This window comes from Oleiphilus messinensis, assembly GCF_002162375.1.
In the GTDB taxonomy this organism is placed as follows: Bacteria; Pseudomonadota; Gammaproteobacteria; order Pseudomonadales; family Oleiphilaceae; genus Oleiphilus; species Oleiphilus messinensis.
This window is the reverse complement of the sequence record NZ_CP021425.1, coordinates 3,756,635-3,782,639: the sequence shown is the minus strand read 5'-3', so window position 1 is coordinate 3,782,639 and position 26,005 is coordinate 3,756,635. Positions and strand designations below refer to the sequence as shown.

Below are 26,005 nucleotides of genomic sequence, written 5' to 3'. Positions count from 1 at the left end.
GCACGTTCAAAGTAATTTTGAAGCTTGCCATTCAGTACAGTTGTGAGCGCTTTTGGACTGTATAAGCGCGCTAAGAAGAGCGCTTACTGTACATTTTCCAGCTCACTAAAGCGACCTTCAAACAGTGGGGAGCTCAAGTAGCGTTCGCCCGAGTCGGGCAGAATGACCACAATATTCTTGTCTTTGAATTCGGGCTGTTCGGCCAGTCTCACCGCTGCTGCCGCTGCAGCACCACAAGAAATACCACAGAGTATGCCTTCTTCTCGCATGAGTCGATGGGCGAATTCAATTGCCTCTTCATTGGTTACCTGTTCCACCCGATCAACGATTGAGAGGTCGAGATTCTTCGGAACAAATCCTGCACCGATGCCCTGGATTTTATGGGGGGAGGGGGTCGGATCCTGGCTGGCCATGGTTTGCGTAATAACGGGGGATGCAGTGGGCTCAACCGCTACGGAGACAATCGCTTTGCCCTTTTCTTGTTTGATGTATCTCGATACGCCGGTAATGGTTCCACCGGTGCCGACACCAGCGACCAAGACGTCGATGTTGCCATCTGTGTCATTCCAGATTTCTGGGCCTGTAGTCTTTTCGTGAATTTCCGGATTCGCTGGATTCTCAAACTGCTGCAACATGATATGGGTGTCCGGGTTTTCATCGACCAGTGCCTGTGCCTTTTCGATTGCACCTTTCATGCCTTTTGGCGGCTCTGTCAGAACAATGTCTGCGCCGAGCGCATTCATTACTTTTCTGCGTTCCAGACTCATGGATGCCGGCATCGTCAACACCAGGTTGTAGCCGCGGGAAGCCGCGACGAAAGCCAGTGCAATACCGGTGTTGCCACTGGTGGGTTCAACGATTGTCATGCCAGGCTTCAATACGCCTCGCTTTTCGGCATCCCAGACCATATTGGCACCTATCCGGCACTTTACCGAGTAGGCCGGGTTGCGCCCTTCAATTTTGGCGTAGACATTTCCTGTAGTAACCCGGTTGAGTTTTACCAAGGGTGTATTGCCGATGGATTGAGAGTTGTCCTCATAAATTTTGGTCATGTTTTTTCCTTGATGTCGTAAATCCATGAAGTGCCCAGGCGTTTGGTGGTGGCAAGAAATGCGTCATACCGGTTCGAACTGTGAATCGATATCGCTTTGCTATGACCTGGCCTGATACTTCAGGAGTGTGTTGGTGTAGGCGTCGGGCTACCTTCCTGTGCCCTGGGAATATGGCACTTTAGCTTAGTCCTTTGTCGCATGAGATTCAATTTTGTGTCGCGATATTCCGTAGCTTTGATCCGAAACAATAGATTTTTCTGTTTATTTGAACAACCTGTGCGGGAAAGCCTGAGTATGGCAGTAGAATGTAGTAAAAAATGACCAGAATTGTGCCGTATCTTTCTTCGTAATATACTTGGGTTCGAATCGGACTAAATTAGAATATTATTTTATTATTGAAAGAAGAGAGCGCTATGAAATTTACAGGTACCGAAAACTATGTGGCAACAGAAGATCTGCAAATGGCAGTTAACGCTGCTATCGTGTTGCAACGACCGCTGTTGATCAAAGGTGAGCCGGGAACAGGTAAAACGCTGTTGGCAGAAGAACTCGCTAAAGCATTGGGCGCTCCATTGATTCAGTGGCACATTAAATCAACAACTAAAGCCCAACAAGGCTTGTACGAGTATGATGCTGTATCGCGCCTTCGGGATTCTCAACTGGGTGATGATAAAGTTCACGATATTTCGAACTATATTGTGAAAGGAAAGCTTTGGGAGGCGTTTTCAGCTGAAGAGCAATGCATTCTCCTGATTGATGAAATCGACAAAGCCGACATTGAATTCCCGAACGACCTGCTGCTCGAGCTGGATAAAATGGAATTCTATGTGTACGAAACAAAAGAACGTATCGTAGCGAAAAACCGTCCTATCGTTATCATCACCAGTAACAATGAGAAAGAGCTGCCAGACGCCTTCCTGCGTCGCTGTTTCTTCCACTACATAAACTTCCCCGATGCGGAAACCATGCAGGACATCGTGGATGTACATTTCCCCCAAGCGCAAAAGGAACTGGTAAAAGACGCACTGGAAATATTCTTTGATGTGCGCAAGGTTCCGGGGATGAAGAAAAAGCCTTCCACTTCCGAATTAATCGACTGGCTGAAACTCTTGATGGCTGATGAATTGTCTGCGAAGGCGTTACTCGAGCACGATCCCGCGCAGGCTATCCCGCCATTATACGGCGCGTTGGTCAAGAATGAGCAGGATGTTCATTTGTTACAAAGACTGGCATTTATGGCGCGCCGCCGAGGTTAGGTGAACTATGTTTATTGATTTCTTTATGGAGGTCAAAAAAGCCAGGGTACCCGTGAGCCTGAGGGAGTACCTTGATCTTATCGAGGCGCTTCAGGCGCGTCTTGCCTTCGCGAATATGGAAGAGTTTTATTACCTGAGTCGGTTGTGCCTGGTAAAAGACGAGCGTCACTTCGATAAATTTGACCGTGCCTTCGACAAATATTTCAAGGGTATCGAAACCCTCGATATGGCCTTGGAAGCGGCGATACCCGATGATTGGTTAAGAGCTGAATTCGAGCGCCAGCTATCCGAAGAAGACAAAGCAAAGATCGAAGCCTTGGGCGGACTTGACGAGCTGATTGAAACCTTTAAAAAACGTCTTGAAGAGCAGAAAAAGCGTCATCAAGGCGGTAATCGTATGATTGGTACCGGTGGGACGTCTCCATTTGGTGCTAACGGTTACAACCCGGAAGGATTCCGGATTGGCCAGGACAAGTCTCGCAATAAACGGGCCGTAAAGGTATGGGAAAAGCGTGGCTTCAAGGATCTGGATGACAGTATCACAATTGGTATCCGGAATATTAAAGTTGCGTTGCGTCGTTTGCGCAAATTTGCGAGACAAGGTGCTGCAGATCAACTGGATCTGGATGATACGATCACATCAACTGCCCGTAACGGCGGTTATCTTGATTTGAAGCTCGTACCTGAGCGCCATAATAGTGTAAAGGTATTACTGTTTCTCGATGTGGGTGGCTCAATGGATCCCCATATTAAAGTTTGTGAAGAGCTTTTTTCTGCCTGTCGGGCGGAGTTCAAACACCTGGAGTATTTTTATTTCCATAACTTTGTATATGAAAGTGTCTGGAAAAATAATATTCGTCGAACCAACGAAACGACATCAGTTTGGGATGTAATCCATAAATATACACCGGATTACAAAGTGATTTTTGTCGGAGATGCCTCGATGGCACCGTACGAAATTACCCAGGCTGGCGGCAGTATTGAACACTGGAATGAAGAACCGGGTGCAGTATGGATGCAGCGTCTAAAAGACCACTTTCGAAAGGTTATCTGGCTCAATCCGATGCCGGAGAACTATTGGGGGTCGGGTGGTTCGTTGGGGATTACACGGGATCTGGTCGAGAATGAAATGTATCCTCTAACCCTTGAAGGCCTGGAAGCAGGGATGAAGTCACTCTCCAAATAGTAATAAAAAAAGCTGATGGGGTTGAGTCCATCAGCGATCTCGGTTCCAAGTCCAGTAGTGAAAGGCTGGACTTGGCATTGATGAGCTTACCCCATGAACGTCAAAATCGAGACCACCTCAAGCTACTGTCTTTGTCTAAGCACTGCTATCCCAGCAGTTAAGATACCAAAATTAGAAAAGTGTCTAAAATTCAGGGTGATACTTTTGTCCTTTCTTTATTTACTCTAGTCAGATGTAAAATTGTGTAAACTAATTTGACACCGTTTCGGGTCTGCCAGTGAATATCCTCAGTGCCTCGGGTTAGAAATTATTATTGTCATTTGTGCTGTTTGTACCATTTTTCTGTTTAAACCCACTAGAATTAACGGTTGAATCACGGATTGGTGATCGAAGTATCGGTTCACACTCCGATTTTGATGTTACTATTTGTAAATCAGCTTGTTATGTATAAGAACGGTCGAAATTCGGCATCTGCAGCGGCATCAATGATGGCTTATTTTTCCGGCTTCGTGTTCGAGGTGTTTTTCTTTTGGTTAGATTCAATATGGTAAATGGAATAAAAATATCAGCCTCTCTTCTTTGGTTTCGGGATTTTCTCGGGTTTCAGTTTTTTCTCGGATTACTGTTTTTTTTCGGTTTCACAGTTGTTGCGCAATCTGCGACCAAAGAATCCATTCATGACAAAGTGGGTCAGTTAAAAGATGAGGTTGTGCAGCTCAACCGCGAGCTATTTGAATTGGAAGAGGCAATTATTCATCCCGCAAATACGCAGATAGCCGTATTTCTTTCACTCAAAACCAAAGAATCCTTTCTGCTGGATTCGATTGAAATCTCAATCGATGGTAAAACGGCTACAACTTATCTGTATAAAGAAAGTGAGTTGAATGCATTGAGTAAGGGAGGGATTCAACGGCTATATATCGGTAATCTGTCCAGTGGTCCCCACCGGATCAATGCCGTGTTTAACGGTCAGGGTGATGAGCGGTATTTTCGCAGGGAAAAAACCTACACTTTTGAAAAGTCGGACAATGCCAAATTGATTGAGTTTTCGATTGTCGACTCTCGAACCAAAAAAGAGCCCCAGTTCTCTGTAAAAGAATGGCGTTAATCAGGTAAAGCTTGCCAGTCAAGGCGACTTATTTCGATAACCCTTCAAGGATTAAAACGGAGAATGTATTTCATGACACGAGCAAGAAAGGGAATAAATTCTGTCAAGGGATTGTTCGCCTTGTTGTTTTTGCCATTTCTGGTGGCCCCAATCACAGCGCATGGGGAGGACTTGCCGCCTGAACTTGCCCGAGGTGTGATGTTGTATGATTACCATCAGCAAAATTACTTCAAAGCACTTATCGAGGCCCCGGTATCACCTCAAGATCCCGGATTGCTTGAGATTGATGAGCGATTAGCATTTCTGATTGCGGAATCGCTGGCAGAGTTTGGCGTTACAAATCGTGCACAGTCCCAGTTGGAATTACTGGCAAAAAACAAGGGCGGACGAATCGCTGCCGAAGCATTCTTCCGTTTGGGCAGAATTCAGTATAAACATGGTGATTTCCCGGGCGCGTTGGCCTCTCTCAAAAGGGTAAATGGCCTGGACCGAAAGTTACTGCCTCATTATCAGTACTATTATGCTGCGGCGAATATGCGCACTGAACAAGTTGCCAAAGCAGCAGATATTCTGCAACAAATGCAAGAGGGGGCATGGGCTGGGTACGCCTATTACAATCTCGCCAAATCCTACCAGCAAAAAGACAGTAATAATGCCCGCTCCATCATTTCATTGCGTGTTGCCGACGCGCTGAGTCAACAAGTCAAGAAGGATTATCTCAGTGTAGATGAACCCGGAGCGTTAGCGGATCGTATTTACATGGCTTCAGCGGTCTTGGCATTACAGGGTGGTGAATTCGATAAAACCCTTGGATTTTTGAATCGCATCCGTGTCGATAGCCCAATTACGCCAACTGCATTGTACTTGCACGGACTCACCTATTTACAGCGTAATCAATTCCGCCAGGCGATTCAGTCCTGGCATCGGGCCAAGCGTTATCCAATGGTTGTACCGGGTGTGGCTGATGCGTTTCTGGGGATCGCATACGCCTATCAACACGAAGGTTATCGCGGACGCGCTTCCAGAAGCTATCTGGAATCAATCTCCGTTCTGGATAAAGAGGTCAGAACACTTGATACGGTCATCAATACAGTAAGGAAACTGGGGGCAGATGCCGCGCTCATTCAGGAAAGTGAACTGGATACCCTGGAATGGTTTCTTGAAGACGGTATTGCGGATAACACGCCGAAAGTAGCCTACATGAACGCATTGATAAATGACGGCGAAGTTTTCAGTTTAGTGGAGTCGCTCGAAGAGTTGATTATGCTTGAACAAAATTTGAGCGAATGGCAGTCCGATTTAACTGTTTTTGAGGGGATGCTCCAACAGCGACGAAATGGGTTCCGCCAGGGGAACGCGCTTATTTCCGCTGTAAAAGCCAAGAATCTGGTGGAAAAAATGCAAAATCGCGCGGAATCTCTGGAAAAAGAGCTGCGCCAGGCGCAACAGAATAAAGAGTTTATCTATTTAGCCAAGCCAGAAGTTCAAGAGCAGTATGCACACGCTCAGCGTTTAAAACAGAATTATCGAAATTATGTCAAAAAAGGCAAAGTCACAGGCTCCATGCAAGAGGATTTGAATCTACGGCTGGAACGTGTGAATGGTCTGTTGTTGTGGAAGGCAAGCCAGGATTATCTTAGAAATGTTGCTGATATAGAGGATGATTTGGCGGCTTTGCAGCGGGAAATTAATCGCTATGAGGGCAGTATTTCTGCCTTTGAGAAGATTGTTTCGGATGGTCCTGTGCGTTTCGACTCACTGCTGGACAACGTTCTCCGGGAATCGGTTCGTGTGAAGGATGCTTTACAACGGTGTTCCACTTTGCGTGCTGAAGTTGATCAGGTATTGACTGATGAAGTGATCAAGCGTCTTGAAGCCAAGCGAACGGAGATGACGCGTTATCACGATATCGCTCAGCAGGCGCTGGCCCATTTGTATGAGACATTATTGATTGAGCGGGATGAACTGGAGAAGAAACGCGCAGAAGCCGCACGGAAAAAAGAAGAGGAACAATTGAGGTTGGAACAACTTAACAGCGGGCGGGAATCCGAGGCAGCTCAGGAGGAAACCAAATGATTGCAGGTTTCCGGTTGAAGGTTGGATTTATATTTTTTACTCGGTTGTTGGCCCTGACTGCAACCTTGGCGCTGATTGTAAATTCAAAGTTTATTGTCGCTGCAGAGCCCGTTACATTTGAGTTCTCGACTGAGGAAAAAACAATTGGAGATATCAAACCACCCTTTATTGATTTTTCCTCAGAAGCTTCACCCCTGGTTCCTGCCAAGGAGGTGATCAGGCGTTACAGATTGTTGTTCAACACCACCGCAGACCCGGTTATTCGGGTTGATGCGTTACTGCGAATTACCGCACTGGAGCAGCGTTTTGGTAGTGACCAGGAGTTGAGCGAGGCGGACGAGATACAGATGCACAGGCGTGCGTTGGCTAGTTTTGAGCAATTGATGTCGTCTGCTGATCCAGTATACCCGGTGGACATGCTGTTGTACCAATCGGCTCGTTCTCAAGATGCCCTGGGGCAGAGAGAAAAAGCTATAGCTTCACTAAAACGGTTGGTCGGGCAATTTCCCAGGTCTGATTTTGCAACTGAGTCGTGGTTCAGGCTGGCTGAATTTGCGTTTTCAGAGGGCGAGTACCGTGCGGCTGAAAAGGCGTATCAAAAAGTACTTTCTGCCGGTGTTGGCACGCGATTTCATTCCAAAGCCGGGTTTATGCTTGGCTGGTCTGTGTTTAAACAGGGCAGACAGGATGAAGCCTTGGCCCGATTCACGCAATTTCTCGACCTGATGTATGCTGATAATGCCGATTTCGATCAGCTGGAAGGTATTAATTTACAGACGGTTCAAGACACGTTGAGAATTATGAGTATCGTCTTTTCCTACAGTGAACATCGCGATCCGATTGATCAGTTGTTCTCCTCGGTTGGGCGGAAACCCTATGCGGATCGACTATATCGAAACCTGTCGGATTTTTATCTGAACCAGGAACGATATGAAGACAGCGTTACAGTAAACCGTAACTTTATTGAAAGAAACCCAGGGAGTAATGCTGCGCCTTTGTTTGCTGTAAAGATTATTGACACCTACAAAGCGGCACGGTTTTCCCAACAGGTTTGGGACGAGAAACGCTTGTTTGTACAAAATTATGGTTTACGCAGTGGTTTTTTACTTGAGGCAGGTGAAGAACGCCGGGGCAATATTACCCCCAGTCTGAAAGCCTATTTGAATGATCTGTCCCATCTTGATTTCGTTGCTGCCCAAAGCGCCAAAAAAGCAGACGCCCGGAATCAGCTATATCTGCGCGCTGCGGAGTATTACGAAGAGTATGCCGACCTCGATTCGGGCGCGGAAGATGCCGGGGAAAAGCTGCATCTGGCAGCAGAGGGTTATTTTCGAGCCGGAAAATTTGAAAAGGCCGCTCAGGTTTATTACCGTTCGGCATACTTAGTGGCGAAACACAAAGACAGCCATGAATCCGGCTATTCTGCATTGGTAGCGCTGGATCGACTCGCTGCCAATGAACAAACAGGTGATTCAGCGAATGAATCACGTCAGATTAAATATGCGCTGAAATTTGCAGAAAGCTTTCCAAAAGACAAGCGAACGCCCCAGGTATTATCCGTTGCCGCCAATGATTTACTTTCGGGTGGCAACTATCTCAGGGCGGCGGATGTTGCCCGTCGCATCGTTGAAATTGGCAGTCAGGATGACAATGTCCTCAAGGCGGCCTGGCTCGTGCAAGGGCAAGCCCAATTCGAAATGGGGGAGTTTGGCCAGTCTGAAAAAGCATTATTGGCGGCATTAAAACTCATTCCAAAGAAAGATCAACAATATGTTATCGTAACTGAGCAAATTGCGGCGGCGATATACAAAGCAGCCGAGATTGCGAACAAACGGGGTCAATGGCAACAGGCTGTTGAGGACTACCTGCGCATCGAGAAAATTGCTCCGGATAGCCCGATACGGATTAATGCACGTTATGACGCGGCAGCAGAGTTACTGAATCGCAAAGAGTGGAAGCGTGCAATCCCTGTTCTAGTGGAATTTCGACAGGATTTTCCTGAGCACGCTTTAACTCAATCCATTTCGGAAAAGCTAATTGTTGCCTACCTGAACAGTGAACAAGACCTCTATGCGGCTGACGAACTTGAGCGCTTTGCAGCGCAAACCCCGGACGCAGAGGTGGCTCGAAAAGCCTTGTACCAGGCTGCGGAATTGTTCATTAAAGCGGGTCAGCAGGATAGAGCGATTCGACTTTACACGAAATATGAAGCTCAGTATCCCGCGCCTTATGTATTTGCCCTGGAGGCTCGTCAACAAGTTGCAAACTACTATCTGCAGCGCAAGCAAACCAAACGCCATCACCAATGGTTGCGAAAGATTATTGAAGGCGATAGACAGGCTGGAGCTGAACGGACAGACCGATCCATATTGTTGGCAGCCGAAGCAACACTGGTGTTCGCAGAAGAGGCGAAAATGGATTTTGATAAAATCCAGATCAGAACGCCGCTAAAGAAGAGTTTGTCGCGAAAAAAAGCCAGTCTCAAGGAAGTTGTCGAGCTCTACCAGCAAGTAGCAGCTTATGGTGTCTCACAATTGGCTACCCAGAGCACTTATCAACTCGCGTCGGTCTATGGCCAGTTGAGTCGTGATCTGTTGAATGCCGAAATACCATCGAGCCTTGATGAGCTTCAAGCCGAGCAATACATGTTGCTGCTTGAAGAGCAAGCGTATCCTTTTGAAGAAAAATCAATAGAACTTCACGAAACCAACATCCAACACACGCGCAATGCGGTATTTGATAAGTGGATACAGGAAAGTTATCGTGAATTAGCTAAAATATTTCCTGTTCGATATGTCAGGGATGAAAAGGTTATAGGTAGTACCCGTGAGCTTTTTTAAGAATAAAATGCTAACTCCACTTGGCGACAAGCACCGCCTTTTCCCCGCATTAATCGCTGTGTTTCTCACTGCATGTGCAAGTGCACCGGAACAACCCTCTGGCGTTCCGGAGAGCATGTCCAGTACAAGTGGACTTGCCACCAACAGCACAATTGATCATTCAGGAGCCGCTGGTGACCCGGCCGCCCATTCTGACACAATGCACTCTAGCGATGTGCTGCCACCTATTTCGGTTGTGATTGTGCCGGAAGAGACTAAATTACAATATCTGAATGCCGTTAAGCTGCTGGAAAACGGTGCTATTGAGCAGGCCAAATCTGAACTTGAGGCACTTGAAGAGCTTGTCCCGGAAGCGGCTGGAATTTATGCCAATCTAGGTGCGATTGCCGAGCAGCAAACGGATTTGGCCGAGGCACGAGATTACTACAATAAAGCGTTGTCACTTAATCCCGCCCAGCCTCTGGCGGTAAACAATCTCAGTAATATATTAAGGCGGGAAGGGCGCTTTATGGAGGCAAGCCAGCTTCTTGAAACCGGTTTGAAACGATATCCGCGTTCACCCGAACTGCACTATTCTTTAGGCGTTCTGCTCGATTTGTATTTACATGAACCTCAAAAAGCACTGCGCCACTATCGTCAGTATCAAAATTTTGCGAATCTCCCTGATGCGCAAGTAGAGCAATGGATTGTCGACTTGGAGCGACGTGTTGAATAAACGGTATCGGCACGGAGTTATCTTTGAGGGGGTGCCACATTTGGGAGTAAACGGTTTTGGCTAGAAAGTTTTTGGTCCGAATGGCAAGTTTCTTGTTCATTTCTCAGGCATATGCTGCAGACGTGCTTGAAATTGAGGGGATTTCTGTAAAGGGCAATGATGAGCAGCCTAAAGTACTTTTTATAGTTCCCTGGGGGGCGAATGTGAAATCCCAGGAAATCAGCCATCCGCCTTCTACTGCTCTGGTTGATGGGGGGCTGGTTGATGGCGAACAGGCTTTGGGATTTATTGAGCCCGAGCTGTTCCGAAAACAACTTAAGTATCATCAGGACAACGGAGTTACTGTGCCTGCGTTGCCCGATAATGAATAACCGCCAGGAAATATAACGCGATTTGTATGGAGTGAAGAGTAATGTTTGATACAGTGGTACGCTTTTTTCAAGAGGGTGGGGTTTTTATGTACCCCATTGGTATCGTTTTAATGATTGGTTTGGCCATCGCATTAGAGCGTTATATCTATTTGTCACGAGCAAAAGGCGCAAACCGCATGGCATTCGACCGTGGCATCTTGCCGCTGTTGCAAAAGAAAGAATACAAGTCTGCGTTAAAGTACTCAAACCAATCCGGTACTGCCATTGCTGCGGTTATGGGGGCCGGTGTGAGTCGCCTGCTGAATCAGCAAAGCAGGGAGGATATTGAGTACGCAATGGAAGAAGGTTTAATGGAAACATTGCCTCGATTGGAAAAACGTACCCAATATTTAGCGACTTTGGCGAACATCTCAACGTTACTGGGCCTTTTGGGTACCATTATCGGTTTGATTGCCGCATTTACCGCGGTAGCCAATGCTGATCCAGCCGAAAAAGCAAATCTGCTGTCCCAGAGTATTTCTGTCGCGATGAATACAACTGCATTTGGCCTGATGTCCGCCATACCGTTATTGTTATTTCATGCTGTTTTGCAAACGAAAACCAATGAAATTGTCGACAGCTTCGAAATGGCAGGGATTAAATTTCTGAACATTATCTCTGAGCAAAATACTGACCTCCAAACCAAGTAGACCCAGTCGGACACCCTATGAGACGTAAACATCGCAAGATTGTGTCTGAGGCTGAGCTGGATATCACCGCATTCATGAATTTGATGATTGTATTGGTGCCGGTATTGCTGATCAGTATGGTATTTGCCCATACCAGTATTCTGGAGCTCAACTTTCCGGTTAGCGAGTCCAAGGAAGACACACAGAGTAATGAGCCTCCTCCATTGCAACTCCAGGTTGTGATCCGAGAGGCGGCTTTAGTTTTGGCCGATTCACAAGCTGGATTGATCAAAAAGATCGACAACACCGCTGAAGGCTATGATTTCGACACGTTGAGAGCGCTGTTGAAACAAATCAAGGCTCGATTACCCGAGAAAAAAGATATCACGTTGTTATCTGAGCCCGGTACACACTATCAAACGCTGGTAACCGTTATGGATACAGTGCGCTCTTACCCGACGGTAGTCGTGGCCAGTGTTGTGGAGGCTGAACTGTTTCCGGAGATTTCAATTGGTGATGCACCTGTTTTGGATGCCGATCCTGGCGAATCTCAGAGCTTATCGGGAGGTACTGAGCAATGAAGGAATCCCGTCGTGCTCGTCGCATGAAGCGGCATTACACCAGGATGCATAAAAAAGGGGGCCTTAACCTGGTTTCTTTGATGGATATTTTCACTATTTTGGTCTTTTTCCTGATGGTGAATTCTTCCGATGTTCAAGTGCTGCAACAGGACAGTAGCGTTAAATTGCCTGTATCCATTGCAGAGCAAGCCCCTAAAGAGACGTTAATCATCAAAGTGACGCCTGAGGATATTATCGTCCAGGGACGAAGGGTGGCCGGTATTCAGGAAGTATTGAGTCAAAGTCAGGATATTGTTGCCGGGCTGAAGGCCGAGTTGGAATATCAAGCCCAGAAAACCGGCGTGGCAATCAATCCGGAATCTGGCCAGGGTGGTTTTATTACCATTATGGGGGACAAGAATATCTCCTATGCTGTTTTAAAACGCATAATGAGTACTTGCGTTGAGGCTCAGTACACTCAAATTTCCCTCGCGGTAAACAAAATCAGTCAGAAGGGGGCTTGAGCATGGCACAGCTGTATTCTGACAATTTGATATTACCTTGGGCGCAAGAACGGGAAGAACGAAACCGTTTCATCCTGGTGTTATGTCTGGTGCTTGTGATTTTCATACCACTGGCACTGGTTATTCCTATGATCGAGTTACCGGAACCGGATCGGAAGGCATTAGAGTCTATTCCGCCTCAGTTGGCTAAATTACTGATTGAAAAGCAAGAGGTGGAGCAAAAAGTCATTGAGGTACCTGAGCCCCCAAAAGTAGAGGAAGAGCCTGTACCCGAAGAGAAACCGGAGGAAATTCCGGAGCCAGAACCTGAGCCGGAACCAGAAAAACAGGAGCCACCCAAGCCGGAACCACCCAAACCGGAGATTAAAAAACCTCAGACGGTAGAACAAGCGAGGGAGGTGGCCAAGCAGTCCGGCCTGTTAGCGTTGCAAGATGACTTGGCAGATATGCGAGATACGTTAGATGTTGGCGCGCTTAATCTTCAGAATAAGTCACTTCAGGCGAAGACGATTTCAGCGAAGATTCCCGAGGGGAGCAGTTCAGCCGTTAGCGCAAGTGCTGTGAGCCGTACCAGCGGCGGTATTGATACCTCAAGCATGCAGGTCGCGGCTGAGACGGTTGTGTTGAGTAACAAGAAAGACGTCACGCTCGAAGCGCGAAAAGAAGAGGTGGAGCAGATAGCCGCAAAAGCCAAACCCAAAGCACTGGGTCAGCGAAGTATTGAGGAGATCAGGCGAGTATTCGATCGGAATCAGTCAAAGCTTTACAGTATCTATAATCGTGCCTTGCGGAAAAACCCTTCGTTGAAAGGGCAGCTTCTGCTTGAATTGGTAATTGAACCGTCTGGAGCCGTATCTGCTTGTCGAGTTGTTTCTTCTGAGTTGGGGGATACCGCGCTGGAACGGAAGATTGCTGCCCGGGTAAAATTGTTCAATTTTGGCGAAAAACGCCTGGGACAGACCGTTATCAAGTTCCCAATAGACTTTTTGCCAACCTGATAGATTGATGAGCGGCTTATTGTCGCTTTCCCATAAAAAAGCCCAACATTTAGTTGGGCTTTTGTTTCCCTGGTGATCTTCTAATTTATACAGGCTATTGCTCAATGCTCACCCTGATTAATAGAAACCAGATTTCAAAATAAGAACTAGATTTCAGAACCACCAATTGTAATTGGTGGAAGTGTTGGTTTGTCAATTGAGAGTTTTTCGGTCGGTGCCATTACCGTTGCAGTGCCTGTAACCACGGTTTCATCTTTCTGGTTGCTCACAAGACAATCGATGATGACTCGGTTTTTCTCTTCTTTTTTGGCGACGGTCAATTTCACTGTTAGCGTGTCATCGATTTTTACCGGACGCTTGAAGCTAAGCTCCTGGCCCAAATAGATCGTTCCAGGTCCAGGTAAAACGGTAGCGAGCGCTGCAGAGACCAACGCTCCAGACCACATACCATGGGCTATCCGCTCTTTAAACATGGTTCCCTTCGCGAAGTCGCTGTCCAGGTGCACCGGGTTTACATCGCCCGATACGGCGGCAAAAAGTACCAGCTCATTCTCTGTGAGTGTTTTCGAGAATGTTGCACTGTCGCCAATCTGAAGTTCTTCGTACGTAATATTTTCCATTGATTCGAGCTCTTTGTTTGCAGTGTTCAGTGTTGGTTTATTCTAACGCTGTTACAGGTATTCTCCTAGCCCGAGTAGCGTTTTAACCCAATCCTGTTACACAGTAATGATAACGCAATAGACGTAATTGATATTGAACTCATCGTGATTGAATTCGTGCCCAATGGCTTTCGCGATTATTATTAATGGCCGTTGTGGCCGTAATTACGCGCGGAAAGTTCACTTTATTTTCAAGTTGAGCCAATGAGTCAGCTCCGCAATCACTTGCTTTGAGTTTGTTTCGTTAAGCATCTCATGACGTCCTTCGTGGTAAAGCCGAATAGTCACATCCTGATGGCCTGAAAAAATGAAGCGCCCTGCGAGTTGTGAAACACCTTTTCCATGGCCGCCTACAGGGTCCTGATCCCCTGCAAAGAGATACAGCGGTACTTGTGATGGAAATTTCTGAAAACTCTTGGGGCGGGAGATTTCGATCAAACCTGCGGTGAGGTCTTCCCAGAGTTGAATGGTGGAGAAGAATCCACATTGCTCATCTGCGATGTATTTATCGACTTCTGCCGGGTCTCTTGATAACCAGTCGTATTCGGTTCTGCTGGGTTTGAATTTATTGTTAAAGCTGCCAAAGGTAAGCATTTTAATCACAGGGCTTCTACCCTGAGCACCGAGGCGAATTTTTTCAGCTTTCAGGATGGGCTGGAGTGCCTTGTACTTGGAGGGAGGGGAGTAATTTGAACCCGACAATATAATCCCTGAAAGACGACAATCCGGATTGCGCATCAGGTAGCCCATCAATATAAATGACCCCATACTGTGGCCAAAGGCAAATTTTGGTAATGACGGAAACTCCTGATCAATAAACTGATGTACGATTCCGATATCCGATGTAACGAGGTCCCAGCCGTTTTGCTTGCTATAGTACCCTGCACAATCGCCAATGCTTTCTCCGTGGCCACGGTGATCGTGAGCAACTACGTGAAAACCTGAGCGGTTCAATGCTTTTGCAAATGTTTCGTAGCGACCACTATGTTCAGCCATACCATGGGACAGGTGCAGTACACCTTTAGGTTTGCCTTTCGTTGAACTCTGCCAGATTCGAAGCGGGATTTTGTAGTGGTCTGGAGTGTCCAGGTAGGCGGTTTGATTGTTCATAGAACTATCCGTACTGAATATTATTGCGAATATCGATTGCGCGAGGTTGATAACCTGGGCGGCCCGATTGAGTTTGGTCTGATTTAATCAGTGTGTTGTCGGTGGTATTGAATCCCAACATACATCTGTTAGCTAAATTCGAAATCCGAACTGTTATAAATCGGAATTTCTATCGCTATTAGATCTTATTCATTCAAAAAAGAAAATTAATAATCACCTGATTTAGTCACATTCAATTAAAAAAGTTCATTTTCTATCCCCCATATAGGGGATGTGATCGTAAGCGAAAACCTGACGAAATTTGCGTGCAAATTACAGGATGTATTTTACGGCCTCACCAAAAAGTACTTTTTAGCCTACTCGAAACGGTTTTCTGGTACGAGTGTACTTTTATCTTTGAGGGGATTGAACTGGAGCTTACTATAAAAATATCCGGTTTTTAGTGACAAAACTTGATTTTTTAGCACCAACGCGAGGAAAATACGCCCTCTAAAAGGCGGAGTCCGGTTCTAGATCAATAATAGAAGGGGCCTCTTGCAGCAGCCCGAAGGAAAAAAGCAATATTAGGGTGGTAGATTAAGCTGCATGGTTAGAGGTCGCTAAAATCACTAAACAGGAAGAAAAGGTAACTTTTATGGCAAATGGTGCGATGTCCGAACAGGAAATTAAAGATTTTTTCAGTGATAAATACCCGGCTGGTATCTCGCCGGACGCTGATTTGAATCAGTATTCCAGCATTGTTGATATGATCGAAAAATCATTCAAACGGTTTGCCACCAAACCTGCATTTACCGCGGTTGGAGCTACATTAACTTATGCAGACCTGGACCGGAAGACAAAAGAGTTTGCGGCATATCTGCAAAACAAGACGAATCTGAAGCCTGGTGATCGAATCGCCATTCAGTTACCCAACCTGACTCAATACCCTGTTGTTGTGTTTGGTGCAATGCGCGCCGGGCTGGTTGTCGTGAATACCAATCCGCTGTACACCACCCGTGAGATGGAGCATCAGTTCAATGACTCTGGAGCAAAGGCTCTGGTTGTGCTTGCGAATATGGCGCATATGGCAGAGGCGGTATTACCCCATACCGGTATTGAAACCGTGATTGTCACGGAACTTGCCGATATGCACGCGCCTTTGAAGCGAACCATCATGAACGCTGCGGTTAAGTATGTGAAGAAAATGGTGCCGCCTTACAATATTCCGGGTGCAATACCATTCACCCAGGCGATGAAAGATGGTGCAAAATTTACCTTCCATCCGGTGAGTATTGATGCGGATGATCTTGCTGTCTTGCAATACACTGGCGGAACGACCGGTGTTGCAAAAGGCGCGATGTTAACGCACCGCAACCTCGTTGCGAACCTGCTCCAAACCAAGCCGGTGTTGTTGACCAAGCTCGGCGAAGGGCAGGAAACAGTTATTGCACCATTGCCGTTGTACCATATTTATTCTTTCACGCTTAACTGCGGAATCATGGTCGAGACGGGCAATCACAGTGTATTGATTCCCAATCCGAGAGACATTCCCGGCTTTGCCAAAGAGCTTAAAAAGTGGAAGTTTACGGCATTTCTGGGACTCAATACTTTGTTTGTTGCATTGTGCAACAACGAGGATTTCCAAGATCTGGATTTCAGTAGCCTGAAAATTACCGCTTCAGGGGGGATGGCGTTAACCAGTGATACCGCGAAAATGTGGAAGACAGTAACCGGGTGCGATATTGCGGAAGGTTACGGTATGACAGAAACCTCACCTGTGGTGTCCATCAATCCGATGAATGCAATTCAAATTGGTACGATCGGCTTGCCGATTCCCGGTACCCTGTTGAAAACAATTGATGATGATGGCAATGACTTGCCATTGGGTGAACCCGGAGAGCTGTGTGTCAAGGGGCCTCAGGTTATGAAGGGATACTGGCAACGTCCGGATGAAACAGCCAAGACGATAACGGAAGATGGCTGGATCAAAACCGGTGATGTCGCGGTAATCCAGGATGATGGCTTCGTCCGTATTGTTGATCGTAAAAAGGATATGATTCTGGTATCCGGATTCAACGTTTATCCAAATGAAATTGAAGACGTTGTAACCAGTCACCCTGAAATTGTGGAATGTGCCGCGATTGGTGTGCCAGACCTCAAAAGTGGTGAAGCCGTTAAAGTCTTTGCCGTTACGTCTAACCCGAATTTAAGCTCAAGCGATGTGAAGGAATATTGCCGCGAGCGTTTAACAGCATACAAGGTGCCAAAAGTCATCGAGTTCCGGGATGAACTACCCAAAACAAATGTGGGTAAGATTCTTCGCCGTGAATTGCGTGATGAAGAAGTGAAAAAGAACGAATCAGCAGCCTGATGTTACTGATTCAGGGATAACTCACGTCCAGCCCGCAGTGGTTATACCGGGCACGTGAACAAGCCCGAACAGCCCTGCCGACTTATCGGCGGGGTTTTTTGTTTTCAACGGCACCGTTTTTTCAAAGAGATTTCAGAGAATTAAAAATAAATGGATAGTCAGGTAACACCGGATAGTCTTTTCGAGCAGACATTGGAATGTACAGGTTATGACCAGTGGCGTTTGCGTCGAAGAATCCGAAATCTACGTAAAGTCGGTGATCACAAAAAGCGTGATAAAATAGTACAACAAATCGCCACTGACCTGGATGCAGCCAAAGCGCGCCTGAGTGCAAGAAAGCAGGCGTTACCAAGTTTTCAGTTCCCACCTGAATTACCGGTCTCGGAAAAGCACCAGGAAATTGCTGAAGCGATTAATGCGAATCAAGTGGTCATACTGGCGGGAGAGACGGGGTCGGGAAAAACGACACAACTGCCCAAAATTTGCTTGAGCGTAGGGTTGGGTATTAAGGGGCTGATTGGACATACCCAGCCCAGGCGATTGGCGGCACGCTCGGTTGCTTCCCGGATTGCAGAGGAATGTAATGTCAAACTGGGGGAGCAGGTCGGCTTTCAGGTTCGATTCACCGATCAGGTCAGTGAAAACACACTCGTAAAGCTCATGACTGATGGTATTTTGCTTGCCGAGATACAGCATGACCCGATGCTGCGCCGCTATGAAACGATCATCATTGATGAAGCCCATGAGCGTAGTCTCAATATTGATTTCCTGCTCGGATATCTCAAGCAACTGTTGCCCAAACGCCCTGATCTCAAGGTGATCGTGACTTCGGCAACCATTGATGTGGAGCGGTTTTCCCGTTTTTTTGAAAACGCGCCAATCATTGAGGTGTCCGGGCGAACATATCCGGTCGAGTTGGTCTATCGTCCTCTGACCGAGCTGCAGAATGATTCAGAGGACGAGGTTGATCTGAACTATGCCATTCAGCAGGTCGTTGAGGAAATAATTGCAGTTGAACGTGAGCACAAACAGTCCATGGGTGATGTGCTGGTGTTCTTGCCCGGAGAAAGAGAGATTCGGGATGCGGCAAAACATTTACGCCACTGTGAATTTTCCCATACGGAAATATTACCTTTATATGCACGATTGACTTCGGCAGAGCAAAATAAAATATTTGCGCCCCATCGTGGACGTCGAATTGTACTTTCTACCAATGTGGCGGAAACATCCTTAACGGTACCGGGCATCCGTTATGTTATTGATCCCGGCATTGCCAGAATCAGTCGATACAGTTTCCGTTCTAAGGTGCAACGCTTGCCCATTGAAGCCATTTCCCAAGCGAGTGCAAATCAGCGTAAAGGCCGTTGTGGCCGTGTTGCAGAAGGTGTGTGTTTCCGTCTTTATTCTGAAGAAGACTTCCTTTCCCGGTCGGAATTTACAGATCCTGAAATTGTGCGGACGAATCTTGCCTCTGTTATTTTGCAAATGGCCAATCTTCGATTAGGGGATGTTCATAAGTTTCCATTTGTCGAGAAGCCGGATTCCCGCCTGATTAATGACGGTTACAAGTTACTTCAGGAGTTAGGGGCCGTAAATACCCGGAACGAGCTCACGGATGTCGGGAAAAAATTGTCGATGTTACCCATTGATCCCCGCTTGGCGAAAATGATTGTTCATGCTAGCGAGCTTGGCGCGGTCAAAGAAGTAATGATTATAGCCAGTGCGCTCTCTGTCCAGGATCCGAGGGAGGTGCCACAGGAGCGTCAGCAAGCAGCCCAGCAGTGTCATCGGGAATATGCCGATAAAGCATCCGATTTTCTGAGTTTCGTGAACCTGTGGAATCTCTACGAGGAGAAACGTCAGGCGTTATCCGGTAATCAGTTACAGAAGTACTGCAAGAAACATTTTCTATCGTATTTACGGATGCGTGAGTGGCGGGACATTCATCGACAAATCTATCTTGTGGTCAAACAGATGGGGATTTCGCTGAATGAAACTGCAGCAGGATTTGAACAGGTTCATCGGGCACTTTTGGCGGGTTTGCTGGGCAACGTTGGCGAAAAAGACGAGAACTTCATTTTTAAGGGTACCCGGAATAAAAAATTCCAAATATTTCCCGGTTCCATGTTGTTTAAAAAGCCACCTAAATGGATTGTTGCAGCTGAATTGGTGGAAACGTCGAAGGTCTATGCCCGAACGGTTGCGGCTATCGATCCTGAGTGGATAGAGCCGTTGGCTCGGCATGTGGTCAAGCATCACTATTTCGAGCCTCACTGGGAAAAGCGCCGTGGTCAAGTGATTGGTTACGAGGAAATCAGGCTCTATGGTCTGCAAATTGTGGCCAAACGTCGGGTCAATTATGCCAAGATAGACCCGGTACTATCGAGAGAGCTGTTCATCAGGCATGGACTTGTCGAGGGAGAACTGGACTCAAAAGCGCCTTTCCTCAGGAAAAATCGAGAGCTGATCGCCGAGATCGAAGGGCTGGAAGACAAAGCGCGGCGAAAGGACATTCTAGTTGATGACGAGGTGCTTTTTGCTTTTTATGATCGCTCAATACCGGATTCAATCGTAAGTCGGCAGCACTTTGACGCCTGGTGGAAAAAAGCGTCCCGCGAGGACCTTGCGCCCCTTTATTTGACCGAGGCAGACTTAATGCAGCATTCCGCTGATGCGGTATCTGAATTCAGTTTCCCGGATGAAATGAATCAGGGTGCACTCCGTTTTAATCTGGAGTATGCCTTCAAGCCCGGGCAAGAAAGTGATGGCGTGACACTGACCACGCCATTAGCCACCTTGAAACAGCTTAATACGAAAGATGCAGACTGGTTGGTGCCCGGGTTGTTAAGGGATAAATGTATTCAGCTGGTAAAAGGGCTTCCCAAACAATACCGCAAGCACTTTGTACCTGTGCCTGATGTTGTGGACAAGGCTTTACAGGCGATGAGCCCGGGTGCAGAAACGCTGCACCACCAGCTGGCAAAGCAACTGTATTTTCATTCTGGTATTCGCCTGCCTGAAGATGTCTGGCGCGACGTGGTGATTGATGATCATCTGCGTATGAACTTCCGGTTGGTTGATGACCAAGGTAAAACCATTACCGAAAGTCGAGATTTGCAAAAACTGTTCGATGATTACGGTGATGAAGCAACGCAGCGGCAAGCCATACAGAAAGTGACCACAGGGTGGGATGGGGAAGGCTTGACCGAATGGAATTTTGGGCCATTGAAAGCGTCGTTGACACGCAAACACAGTGGTGTCGCGATTCTGATGTATCCTTACATTGAGGACAATCGATCCAGTGTTAGCCTGTCCGCCTCAACGGATCAATACGTTGCGTTGGAAAAAACGCAGCGGGGAATTGCTCGATTAATTTTGCTTGCGGAGCAGCCGTTATTCGAATTTATAACCGAATCCCTGGTGTCGTTTGACAAGTCTGCGTTGTTGTTCGCACCGGTTGGGCGAAAGCAAGCGTTGCTGGATGATTTTCTGCTCGGATTGGTTATGCATCATTATCTATCTGACGGCATACCCCGTAATCGGGATGAGTTTTTCTCATTGCTAAAACGCAAAAAAGCGGACCTGCATGATGCTGCGCTCAAATATGATGAACTCATCCTCTCGGTTATGTTGCCTTATCATGAAAACATGAAGCGATTGAAAGGCAAAGTAAATCTGGTGTTAGCCAATAATATGGCGGATGCGAAGTTCCAGCTGTCACATCTGGTGTTTCCCGGGTTTATTCAACAAACCCCCTTTGAGTGGTTAACGGAGCTGCCGCGTTATCTGTCTGCCGTGATGGTTAGATTGGAAAAAATGCCTCGGGAAATGGCAAAAGAACGCTATTTTCTGACCGTGGTGAAACCGATGTGGGATCAGTATGAAACACTGCGGGAACAAAACGAAAAGCAGGGCAAGAATAATCCGGAACTGACTCAATACCGATGGATGCTGGAAGAGTTTCGGGTGTCTTATTTTGCCCAGCAATTGGGGACCCGGATGACGATTTCAGAGAAGCGCTTGATGCGGCAGTGGGACAGTGTTAAACAAGCAAACTAGTACAAACGAACAGGTTCTCGAGCGGTTACTATTTTTCTGTTGATGCAATACAATGGTTAGATGCAAAAACAACGGATATGAACGAGTGGCTGCCACAATGATCGTGGGCAGAAAAAACGGTCAGTCGAAAAGAAAGCCGTTAGATAAAATTTGGAATGACCTTTGGAGAATATGGTGATAAGAGCTGCTATCAGTGGTACGGGATTGTTTACACCCAATGAATCTATTTCAAATGATGAGCTCGTAGATGCTTTTAACAAGTGGGTAGAGCAATTTAACAGTGACAATGCGACAAAAATTGCCGCCGGTGAGCTCGCCGCGAAGGAGCCTTCTTCGAGCGCATTCATCGAGAAGGCCTCTGGTATCAAGTCGCGTTATGTGATGAATAAGTCGGGGATTCTGGATCCCGCGAGGATGAAACCATCTTTACCCGAGCGCCACAATGATGAGCCGAGTATCCAATGTGAAATGGCTGTTTCTGCTGCGAGGGAAGCGTTGCATCAAGCCGGGCGTACAGCCGAAGATATTGATGCGGTTATTGTAGCCTGTTCCAATTTGCAGCGACCTTATCCGGCAGTTTCTGTCGAAATTCAGGCTGCATTGGGCATCAATGGCTTTGCTTATGATATGAATGTCGCCTGTTCTTCAGCCACATTTGGCATACAGGCTGCTTATAACGCGGTGCAGGCGGGTAATGCCCGTGCGGTATTGGTGATCAATCCTGAGATCTGTACTGCCCACCTTAATTTCAGGGATCGTGACAGTCACTTTATTTTTGGTGATGCCTGTACAGCAATTGTTGTAGAAGCTGTAAGAGACGATACGGCCTCAAATGCCTTTGAAATTCTGGGTACACAGCTTAAAACGCTGTATTCCAATAATATTCGCAATAATTTTGGCTTCTTGAATCGCTGTGATGAGTCTGGCGTCGATTTACCGGACAAGCTCTTTATCCAGCAGGGTCGAAAAGTTTTCAAGGAAGTTGTTCCCCTGGTATCCACCATGATTCAGGAGCATTTGTCCGAGATCGGTTTATCTGCGGAGGATGTAACCCGAATGTGGCTGCATCAGGCAAACCTGAGTATGAATCAGTTGATCGCGAAGAAAGTGTTGGGGCGTGAAGCCAGTGCAACGGAAGCGCCCGTTATTCTCGATGAGTATGCCAACACCAGTTCGGCAGGATCCATAATTGCTTTCCACAAATACAAAGATGATCTGGCTGAAGGGGAGCAGGGTGTGATTTGTTCTTTCGGTGCGGGTTACTCTGCGGGCTCAGTGCTGCTCAAGAAGCTGGGCTGATAACGAATCTTTCCCGCGTATTTGTAATGAATTAAATCCTTCGGTCAAACCGAAGGATTTTTGTCCAATTGAGCTATGTGTTCTCTAAGGGAATCAGGCAAGCGCATGGATGATTTACTGCTATGGTCGTACCAGACTACAGTAACATATGCCGTGCAGTATACCGAGCCGTCTTCACTGTCTATGATTTCATGGTACATGGGCAGGCTTGAGTTTCCCGGGGTGCCCGCGTAACTTTTTACCTGGATGCGGGTGGGGTAATTCAACTCCTTGAGAAAAGTCGCCCCGGTTTTCAATATGATCGGCCCGTCTCCGGAGCCGTCTACACCGTATCCCAGTTTCTCAAACCACTGTACTCGTGCTTCTTCGACAAAACGGAAATAAACGGTGTTGTTTATGTGCCCGTATTTGTCCTGGTCACCCCAGCGGGTGTCGATTTCGGTCGTATCGACCAATGTTTTTTCTTCGCTCATAAGTTCTCGATAAATAAAGGAAGGGTGGCTCAACAGTCCATTATTCTACTCGCCCGGGAAAAAGAAGGAAAATAATGGATTGTTTTGAACCAATTAATTACAGTGTTTTCCAACCGAAGACCGCATACGTTCGACGGTGCTGAAACTTTGAGGGCGTTTGATGCTGCATGTGACTCTGGAGACGGAATCACGGAGTCAGGGAATGCCACTAAAGTATTGCTAAACAGAATGACCTAATCCCTTTATAATGCTGAAAAAAAGCGCTCAATTGGCCGAATGGAATGCAGATCTCATGAAAAAGTACTGGATTGTTTCACTGCTGATGTCTTTGTCTTGTCTGGCATATGGGGAAGCGGATCAAGGGAAAGCGGATAGACTCGGAGTCGATGTTGAATCTCAAGAAATGGTAGATCCTTGGTACGGTTTTAATTATCAGATGTTTGAGTTTAATCAGGCGGTTGATCATTATTTTTTAAAACCGATCGCGCAGGGGTATCGCTACATCACGCCTGAACTGATTGATCAGGGCATCACCAACGTGTTCCAGAATCTTGGCGACGTGAATACCGTTGCCAATTCGCTCTTGCAATTAAAGCCCCATAAATCCGCAATGACGACCAGCCGTATAATGTTTAATACAACATTTGGTATTTTCGGTTTTTTTGATGTAGCGACAGAGTTTGGTATCGAGCGGGACCGGGAAGACTTTGGTCAAACCCTGGCCTATTGGGGGCTGCCCGCGGGTAATTATTTGATGCTGCCATTGTTAGGCCCTTCAAATCCCCGTGATTTACTTGGCAGGGTAGGGGATTTTTTCATGCCCAGCCCGGTGAGCATTTCCATCGATTCCGATGCGGCGCGCTATGCCATTACTGCTGTCCGTGTGGTTGATGTGAGAGCCGACCTCATTCCGGCTGAACGTATGGTATTTGGCGACAAGTACCAGTTCATTCGAAATGCCTACCTTCAGAACCGTGAATTTCTCATCAATGATGGCGTTGTCGAAGATACATTCTCGGCAGAGGATGATGCCTTCTTGGAGGACTTTTAAGTCCTCGTTCTGCTGATCTGTTATTCGGCTGATCGTTCCTTGTGGGTTCCCGGTCTGTAGTAAATTTGTAACCTCAAGGCTCGGACCGTACCAAATCGAACTATACTTGATGTTTGGCGCATCTGGGGTATCGGTATGGTTGGAAAAATTAAAAATCTTCGCAAGGCGTTAGCTGAGGCGACCACGTACGAACGTTGGATCGCAATCGCGTTGGAGCTTGATTATCTCGAACGAAAAGTGGAGTGGAAGGAGTCGTTCCGCTGTAACCTCTATAACTATGAATTAATCTATCACCGCCTGAACCAGCTGAAGGTACTCCACGAACAAAAAAATGTTGCTGAATTGGCCAGAGCATTGCGTGAAGGCCTGCATCATGACCTCGGCAATATGGGCAATCCCGCACTTTACGAGCGCAGTTATGTCGGCACAAAACATCTGATTGAGGAATATGTAAGCCAGGTGTGTTTTGCCCTGAACTATGTTTGTGACAGTGAGCTCCCGGATCTGGCGGGGCAGAAAAAAGTTGAATTTTTCAAAGATACTCTCCTGAGTTTCGGTCGACCCGCATTGTTGTTAAGTGGTGGCGCTTCGCTGGGTGTTTTCCATATTGGTGTTGTCAAAGCCCTCTGGACCCGGGGGTTGTTGCCAAAAATCATTGCGGGCTCCAGTGTCGGCTCAATCATTGCCGGGATGTTGGGGACACACACTGACGCAGAGTTGCCCGGTATGTGGGATCCGGAAACCCATAATCTGAGAGCCTGGAAGTGGAACGGGTTGTTTAAAGGATTTCTGGGTAAAGGGTTTATGGATCCGAAGACCCTGAGGGCTTGTTTACGGTCGAATATCGGTGAGTTTTCATTTCAGGAAGCTTATGAGCGGACTGGGCGAAGTATCAATATTACGGTTTCTCCCACAGAGCATCACCAAATGCCGAGGTTATTAAGTCGCTATACCTCTCCGTATCTTTTGGTCTGGAGTGCGTCCCAGGCGTCATGTTCTGTACCCGGTATTTTCCCGCCGACCAAATTGTTGAAAAAAGATGAATCGGGAGAACTCACCGCCTACATGCCCAAATTGCGATGGGTCGATGGTTCTGTTGTCAGTGATTTACCCATCGAGCGCTTAATGCATTTGTATGATGTCAATTTTTCCATCGTCAGCCAGACCAATCCCCACATCGTTCCGTTTTTGACCCATCAAAAGAACCGCCAGAATGCCGGAATGCTAACCTGGCCCGGTCGCTTTTTGAAGTCCGAAGTCGAGTTTCGAGGTAAAGCCTTGTTTGATTTTCTGCGTAAACGAATTGGCCCGGAAGCGTTGCGACAATTATCCGGCCAGGCCTATACCATTCTTGCCCAGAGTTACTATGGTGATGTCACCATTGCCCCTCAATATGATTACCGTCATTACGCCAGTTTGCTGAAAAACCCAACCAATGAATTTGTTAACGAAATGATCCTGGCGGGGGAAAGAGCAACCTGGCCGAAGATTGCGATGATCAAAACCCATGCGAAGATCAGTCAGACCCTGGAAAGGTGTATTGCCCGTGCCGAAGAGAAATGTGTTGCGGAAGCACCTGTTCTACGCTTAAAAAAAGGTAATGCGGCCTGATCACTTGAAAAGGTTTTGTTAGCGGGTAGCTTGAGTTAG

The 26,005-nt window shown here is 47.0% G+C and carries 20 protein-coding genes; 16 read left to right on the top strand and 4 right to left on the bottom strand.

The features are described 5' to 3' along the window. Positions 1-83: 83 nt before the first annotated feature. Positions 84-1,052: a cysteine synthase A gene (cysK, locus tag OLMES_RS16520; protein ID WP_087462285.1), complete on the bottom strand. Its 969-nt coding sequence runs from the start codon at positions 1,050-1,052 to the stop codon at positions 84-86. 413 nt (positions 1,053-1,465) lie between these two features. On the opposite strand from cysK, the gene OLMES_RS16515 reads away from it, so the two are divergent. The 11 genes from OLMES_RS16515 (at position 1,466) to OLMES_RS16460 (ending at position 13,354) form a co-directional block, all read left to right on the top strand. Next, a complete protein-coding gene (locus OLMES_RS16515) occupies positions 1,466-2,308 on the top strand; it encodes an AAA family ATPase (RefSeq protein WP_087462284.1) in 843 nt (280 codons plus the stop codon). A 7-nt stretch (positions 2,309-2,315) separates the two neighbouring features. Then, positions 2,316-3,494: a vWA domain-containing protein gene (locus OLMES_RS16510; protein ID WP_087462283.1), complete on the top strand. Its 1,179-nt coding sequence runs from the start codon at positions 2,316-2,318 to the stop codon at positions 3,492-3,494. Positions 3,495-4,038: 544 nt separating this feature from the next. Next, entirely contained in the window at positions 4,039-4,602 is a 564-nt protein-coding gene (locus OLMES_RS16500; protein WP_087462281.1) for a hypothetical protein, read from the top strand. A 72-nt stretch (positions 4,603-4,674) separates the two neighbouring features. Next, on the top strand, positions 4,675-6,678 hold the full coding sequence (locus OLMES_RS16495; protein WP_157678348.1) for a coiled-coil domain-containing protein: 2,004 nt from the start codon (positions 4,675-4,677) through the stop codon (positions 6,676-6,678). Further along, the gene (locus OLMES_RS16490) at positions 6,675-9,518 is read left to right on the top strand and encodes a tetratricopeptide repeat protein (RefSeq protein WP_087462279.1); all 2,844 of its coding nucleotides are present in this window, start codon (positions 6,675-6,677) and stop codon (positions 9,516-9,518) included. The genes OLMES_RS16495 and OLMES_RS16490 overlap by 4 nt, the downstream gene beginning before the upstream one ends. A 7-nt stretch (positions 9,519-9,525) precedes the next feature. Continuing rightward, on the top strand, positions 9,526-10,233 hold the full coding sequence (locus OLMES_RS16485) for a tetratricopeptide repeat protein (RefSeq protein WP_157678347.1): 708 nt from the start codon (positions 9,526-9,528) through the stop codon (positions 10,231-10,233). A 56-nt stretch (positions 10,234-10,289) separates the two neighbouring features. Next, entirely contained in the window at positions 10,290-10,604 is a 315-nt protein-coding gene (locus OLMES_RS16480) for a hypothetical protein (RefSeq protein WP_198343008.1), read from the top strand. A gap of 41 nt (positions 10,605-10,645) precedes the next feature. Continuing rightward, positions 10,646-11,293 carry a MotA/TolQ/ExbB proton channel family protein gene (locus OLMES_RS16475; RefSeq protein WP_087462276.1) on the top strand — a complete coding sequence of 216 codons (648 nt, stop codon included), beginning with the start codon at positions 10,646-10,648 and terminating at the stop codon, positions 11,291-11,293. A gap of 17 nt (positions 11,294-11,310) precedes the next feature. Beyond that, positions 11,311-11,853, top strand: a complete 543-nt coding sequence (locus tag OLMES_RS16470; protein ID WP_087462275.1) for an ExbD/TolR family protein — start codon at positions 11,311-11,313, stop codon at positions 11,851-11,853. Next, positions 11,850-12,356 (top strand): ExbD/TolR family protein, encoded by a 507-nt coding sequence (locus tag OLMES_RS16465; RefSeq protein WP_087462274.1) that lies wholly within the window; start codon positions 11,850-11,852, stop codon positions 12,354-12,356. Before OLMES_RS16470 ends, OLMES_RS16465 begins: the two co-directional genes overlap by 4 nt. Before the next feature lie 2 nt (positions 12,357-12,358). Beyond that, positions 12,359-13,354 (top strand): AgmX/PglI C-terminal domain-containing protein, encoded by a 996-nt coding sequence (locus OLMES_RS16460; RefSeq protein WP_087462273.1) that lies wholly within the window; start codon positions 12,359-12,361, stop codon positions 13,352-13,354. 146 nt (positions 13,355-13,500) lie between these two features. On the opposite strand, the gene OLMES_RS16455 is transcribed toward OLMES_RS16460, so the two are convergent. Together OLMES_RS16455 and OLMES_RS16450 are read right to left on the bottom strand one after the other, a co-directional pair. Continuing rightward, positions 13,501-13,974, bottom strand: a complete 474-nt coding sequence (locus tag OLMES_RS16455) for a MaoC/PaaZ C-terminal domain-containing protein (protein WP_087462272.1) — start codon at positions 13,972-13,974, stop codon at positions 13,501-13,503. Positions 13,975-14,193: 219 nt separating this feature from the next. After that, a complete protein-coding gene (locus OLMES_RS16450; protein WP_087462271.1) occupies positions 14,194-15,123 on the bottom strand; it encodes an alpha/beta hydrolase in 930 nt (309 codons plus the stop codon). Between the two features lie 634 nt (positions 15,124-15,757). Between OLMES_RS16450 and OLMES_RS16445 the strand changes: the two genes are divergently transcribed. The 3 genes from OLMES_RS16445 (at position 15,758) to OLMES_RS16435 (ending at position 22,831) form a co-directional block, all read left to right on the top strand. Continuing rightward, the gene (locus tag OLMES_RS16445; protein ID WP_269767720.1) at positions 15,758-17,473 is read left to right on the top strand and encodes an AMP-binding protein; all 1,716 of its coding nucleotides are present in this window, start codon (positions 15,758-15,760) and stop codon (positions 17,471-17,473) included. A 150-nt stretch (positions 17,474-17,623) separates the two neighbouring features. Next, positions 17,624-21,532 carry an ATP-dependent RNA helicase HrpA gene (gene hrpA / locus OLMES_RS16440; RefSeq protein WP_087462270.1) on the top strand — a complete coding sequence of 1,303 codons (3,909 nt, stop codon included), beginning with the start codon at positions 17,624-17,626 and terminating at the stop codon, positions 21,530-21,532. Positions 21,533-21,703: 171 nt separating this feature from the next. After that, entirely contained in the window at positions 21,704-22,831 is a 1,128-nt protein-coding gene (locus OLMES_RS16435) for a beta-ketoacyl-ACP synthase III (protein WP_198343007.1), read from the top strand. A 44-nt stretch (positions 22,832-22,875) separates the two neighbouring features. On the opposite strand, the gene OLMES_RS16430 is transcribed toward OLMES_RS16435, so the two are convergent. After that, positions 22,876-23,304 (bottom strand): acyl-CoA thioesterase, encoded by a 429-nt coding sequence (locus OLMES_RS16430; RefSeq protein ID WP_087462269.1) that lies wholly within the window; start codon positions 23,302-23,304, stop codon positions 22,876-22,878. 292 nt (positions 23,305-23,596) lie between these two features. On the opposite strand from OLMES_RS16430, the gene OLMES_RS16425 reads away from it, so the two are divergent. Beyond that, positions 23,597-24,355, top strand: a complete 759-nt coding sequence (locus OLMES_RS16425) for an MlaA family lipoprotein (RefSeq protein ID WP_198343006.1) — start codon at positions 23,597-23,599, stop codon at positions 24,353-24,355. A 135-nt stretch (positions 24,356-24,490) separates the two neighbouring features. Further along, on the top strand, positions 24,491-25,966 hold the full coding sequence (locus OLMES_RS16420; RefSeq protein ID WP_087462268.1) for a DUF3336 domain-containing protein: 1,476 nt from the start codon (positions 24,491-24,493) through the stop codon (positions 25,964-25,966). Positions 25,967-26,005: the final 39 nt, after the last annotated feature.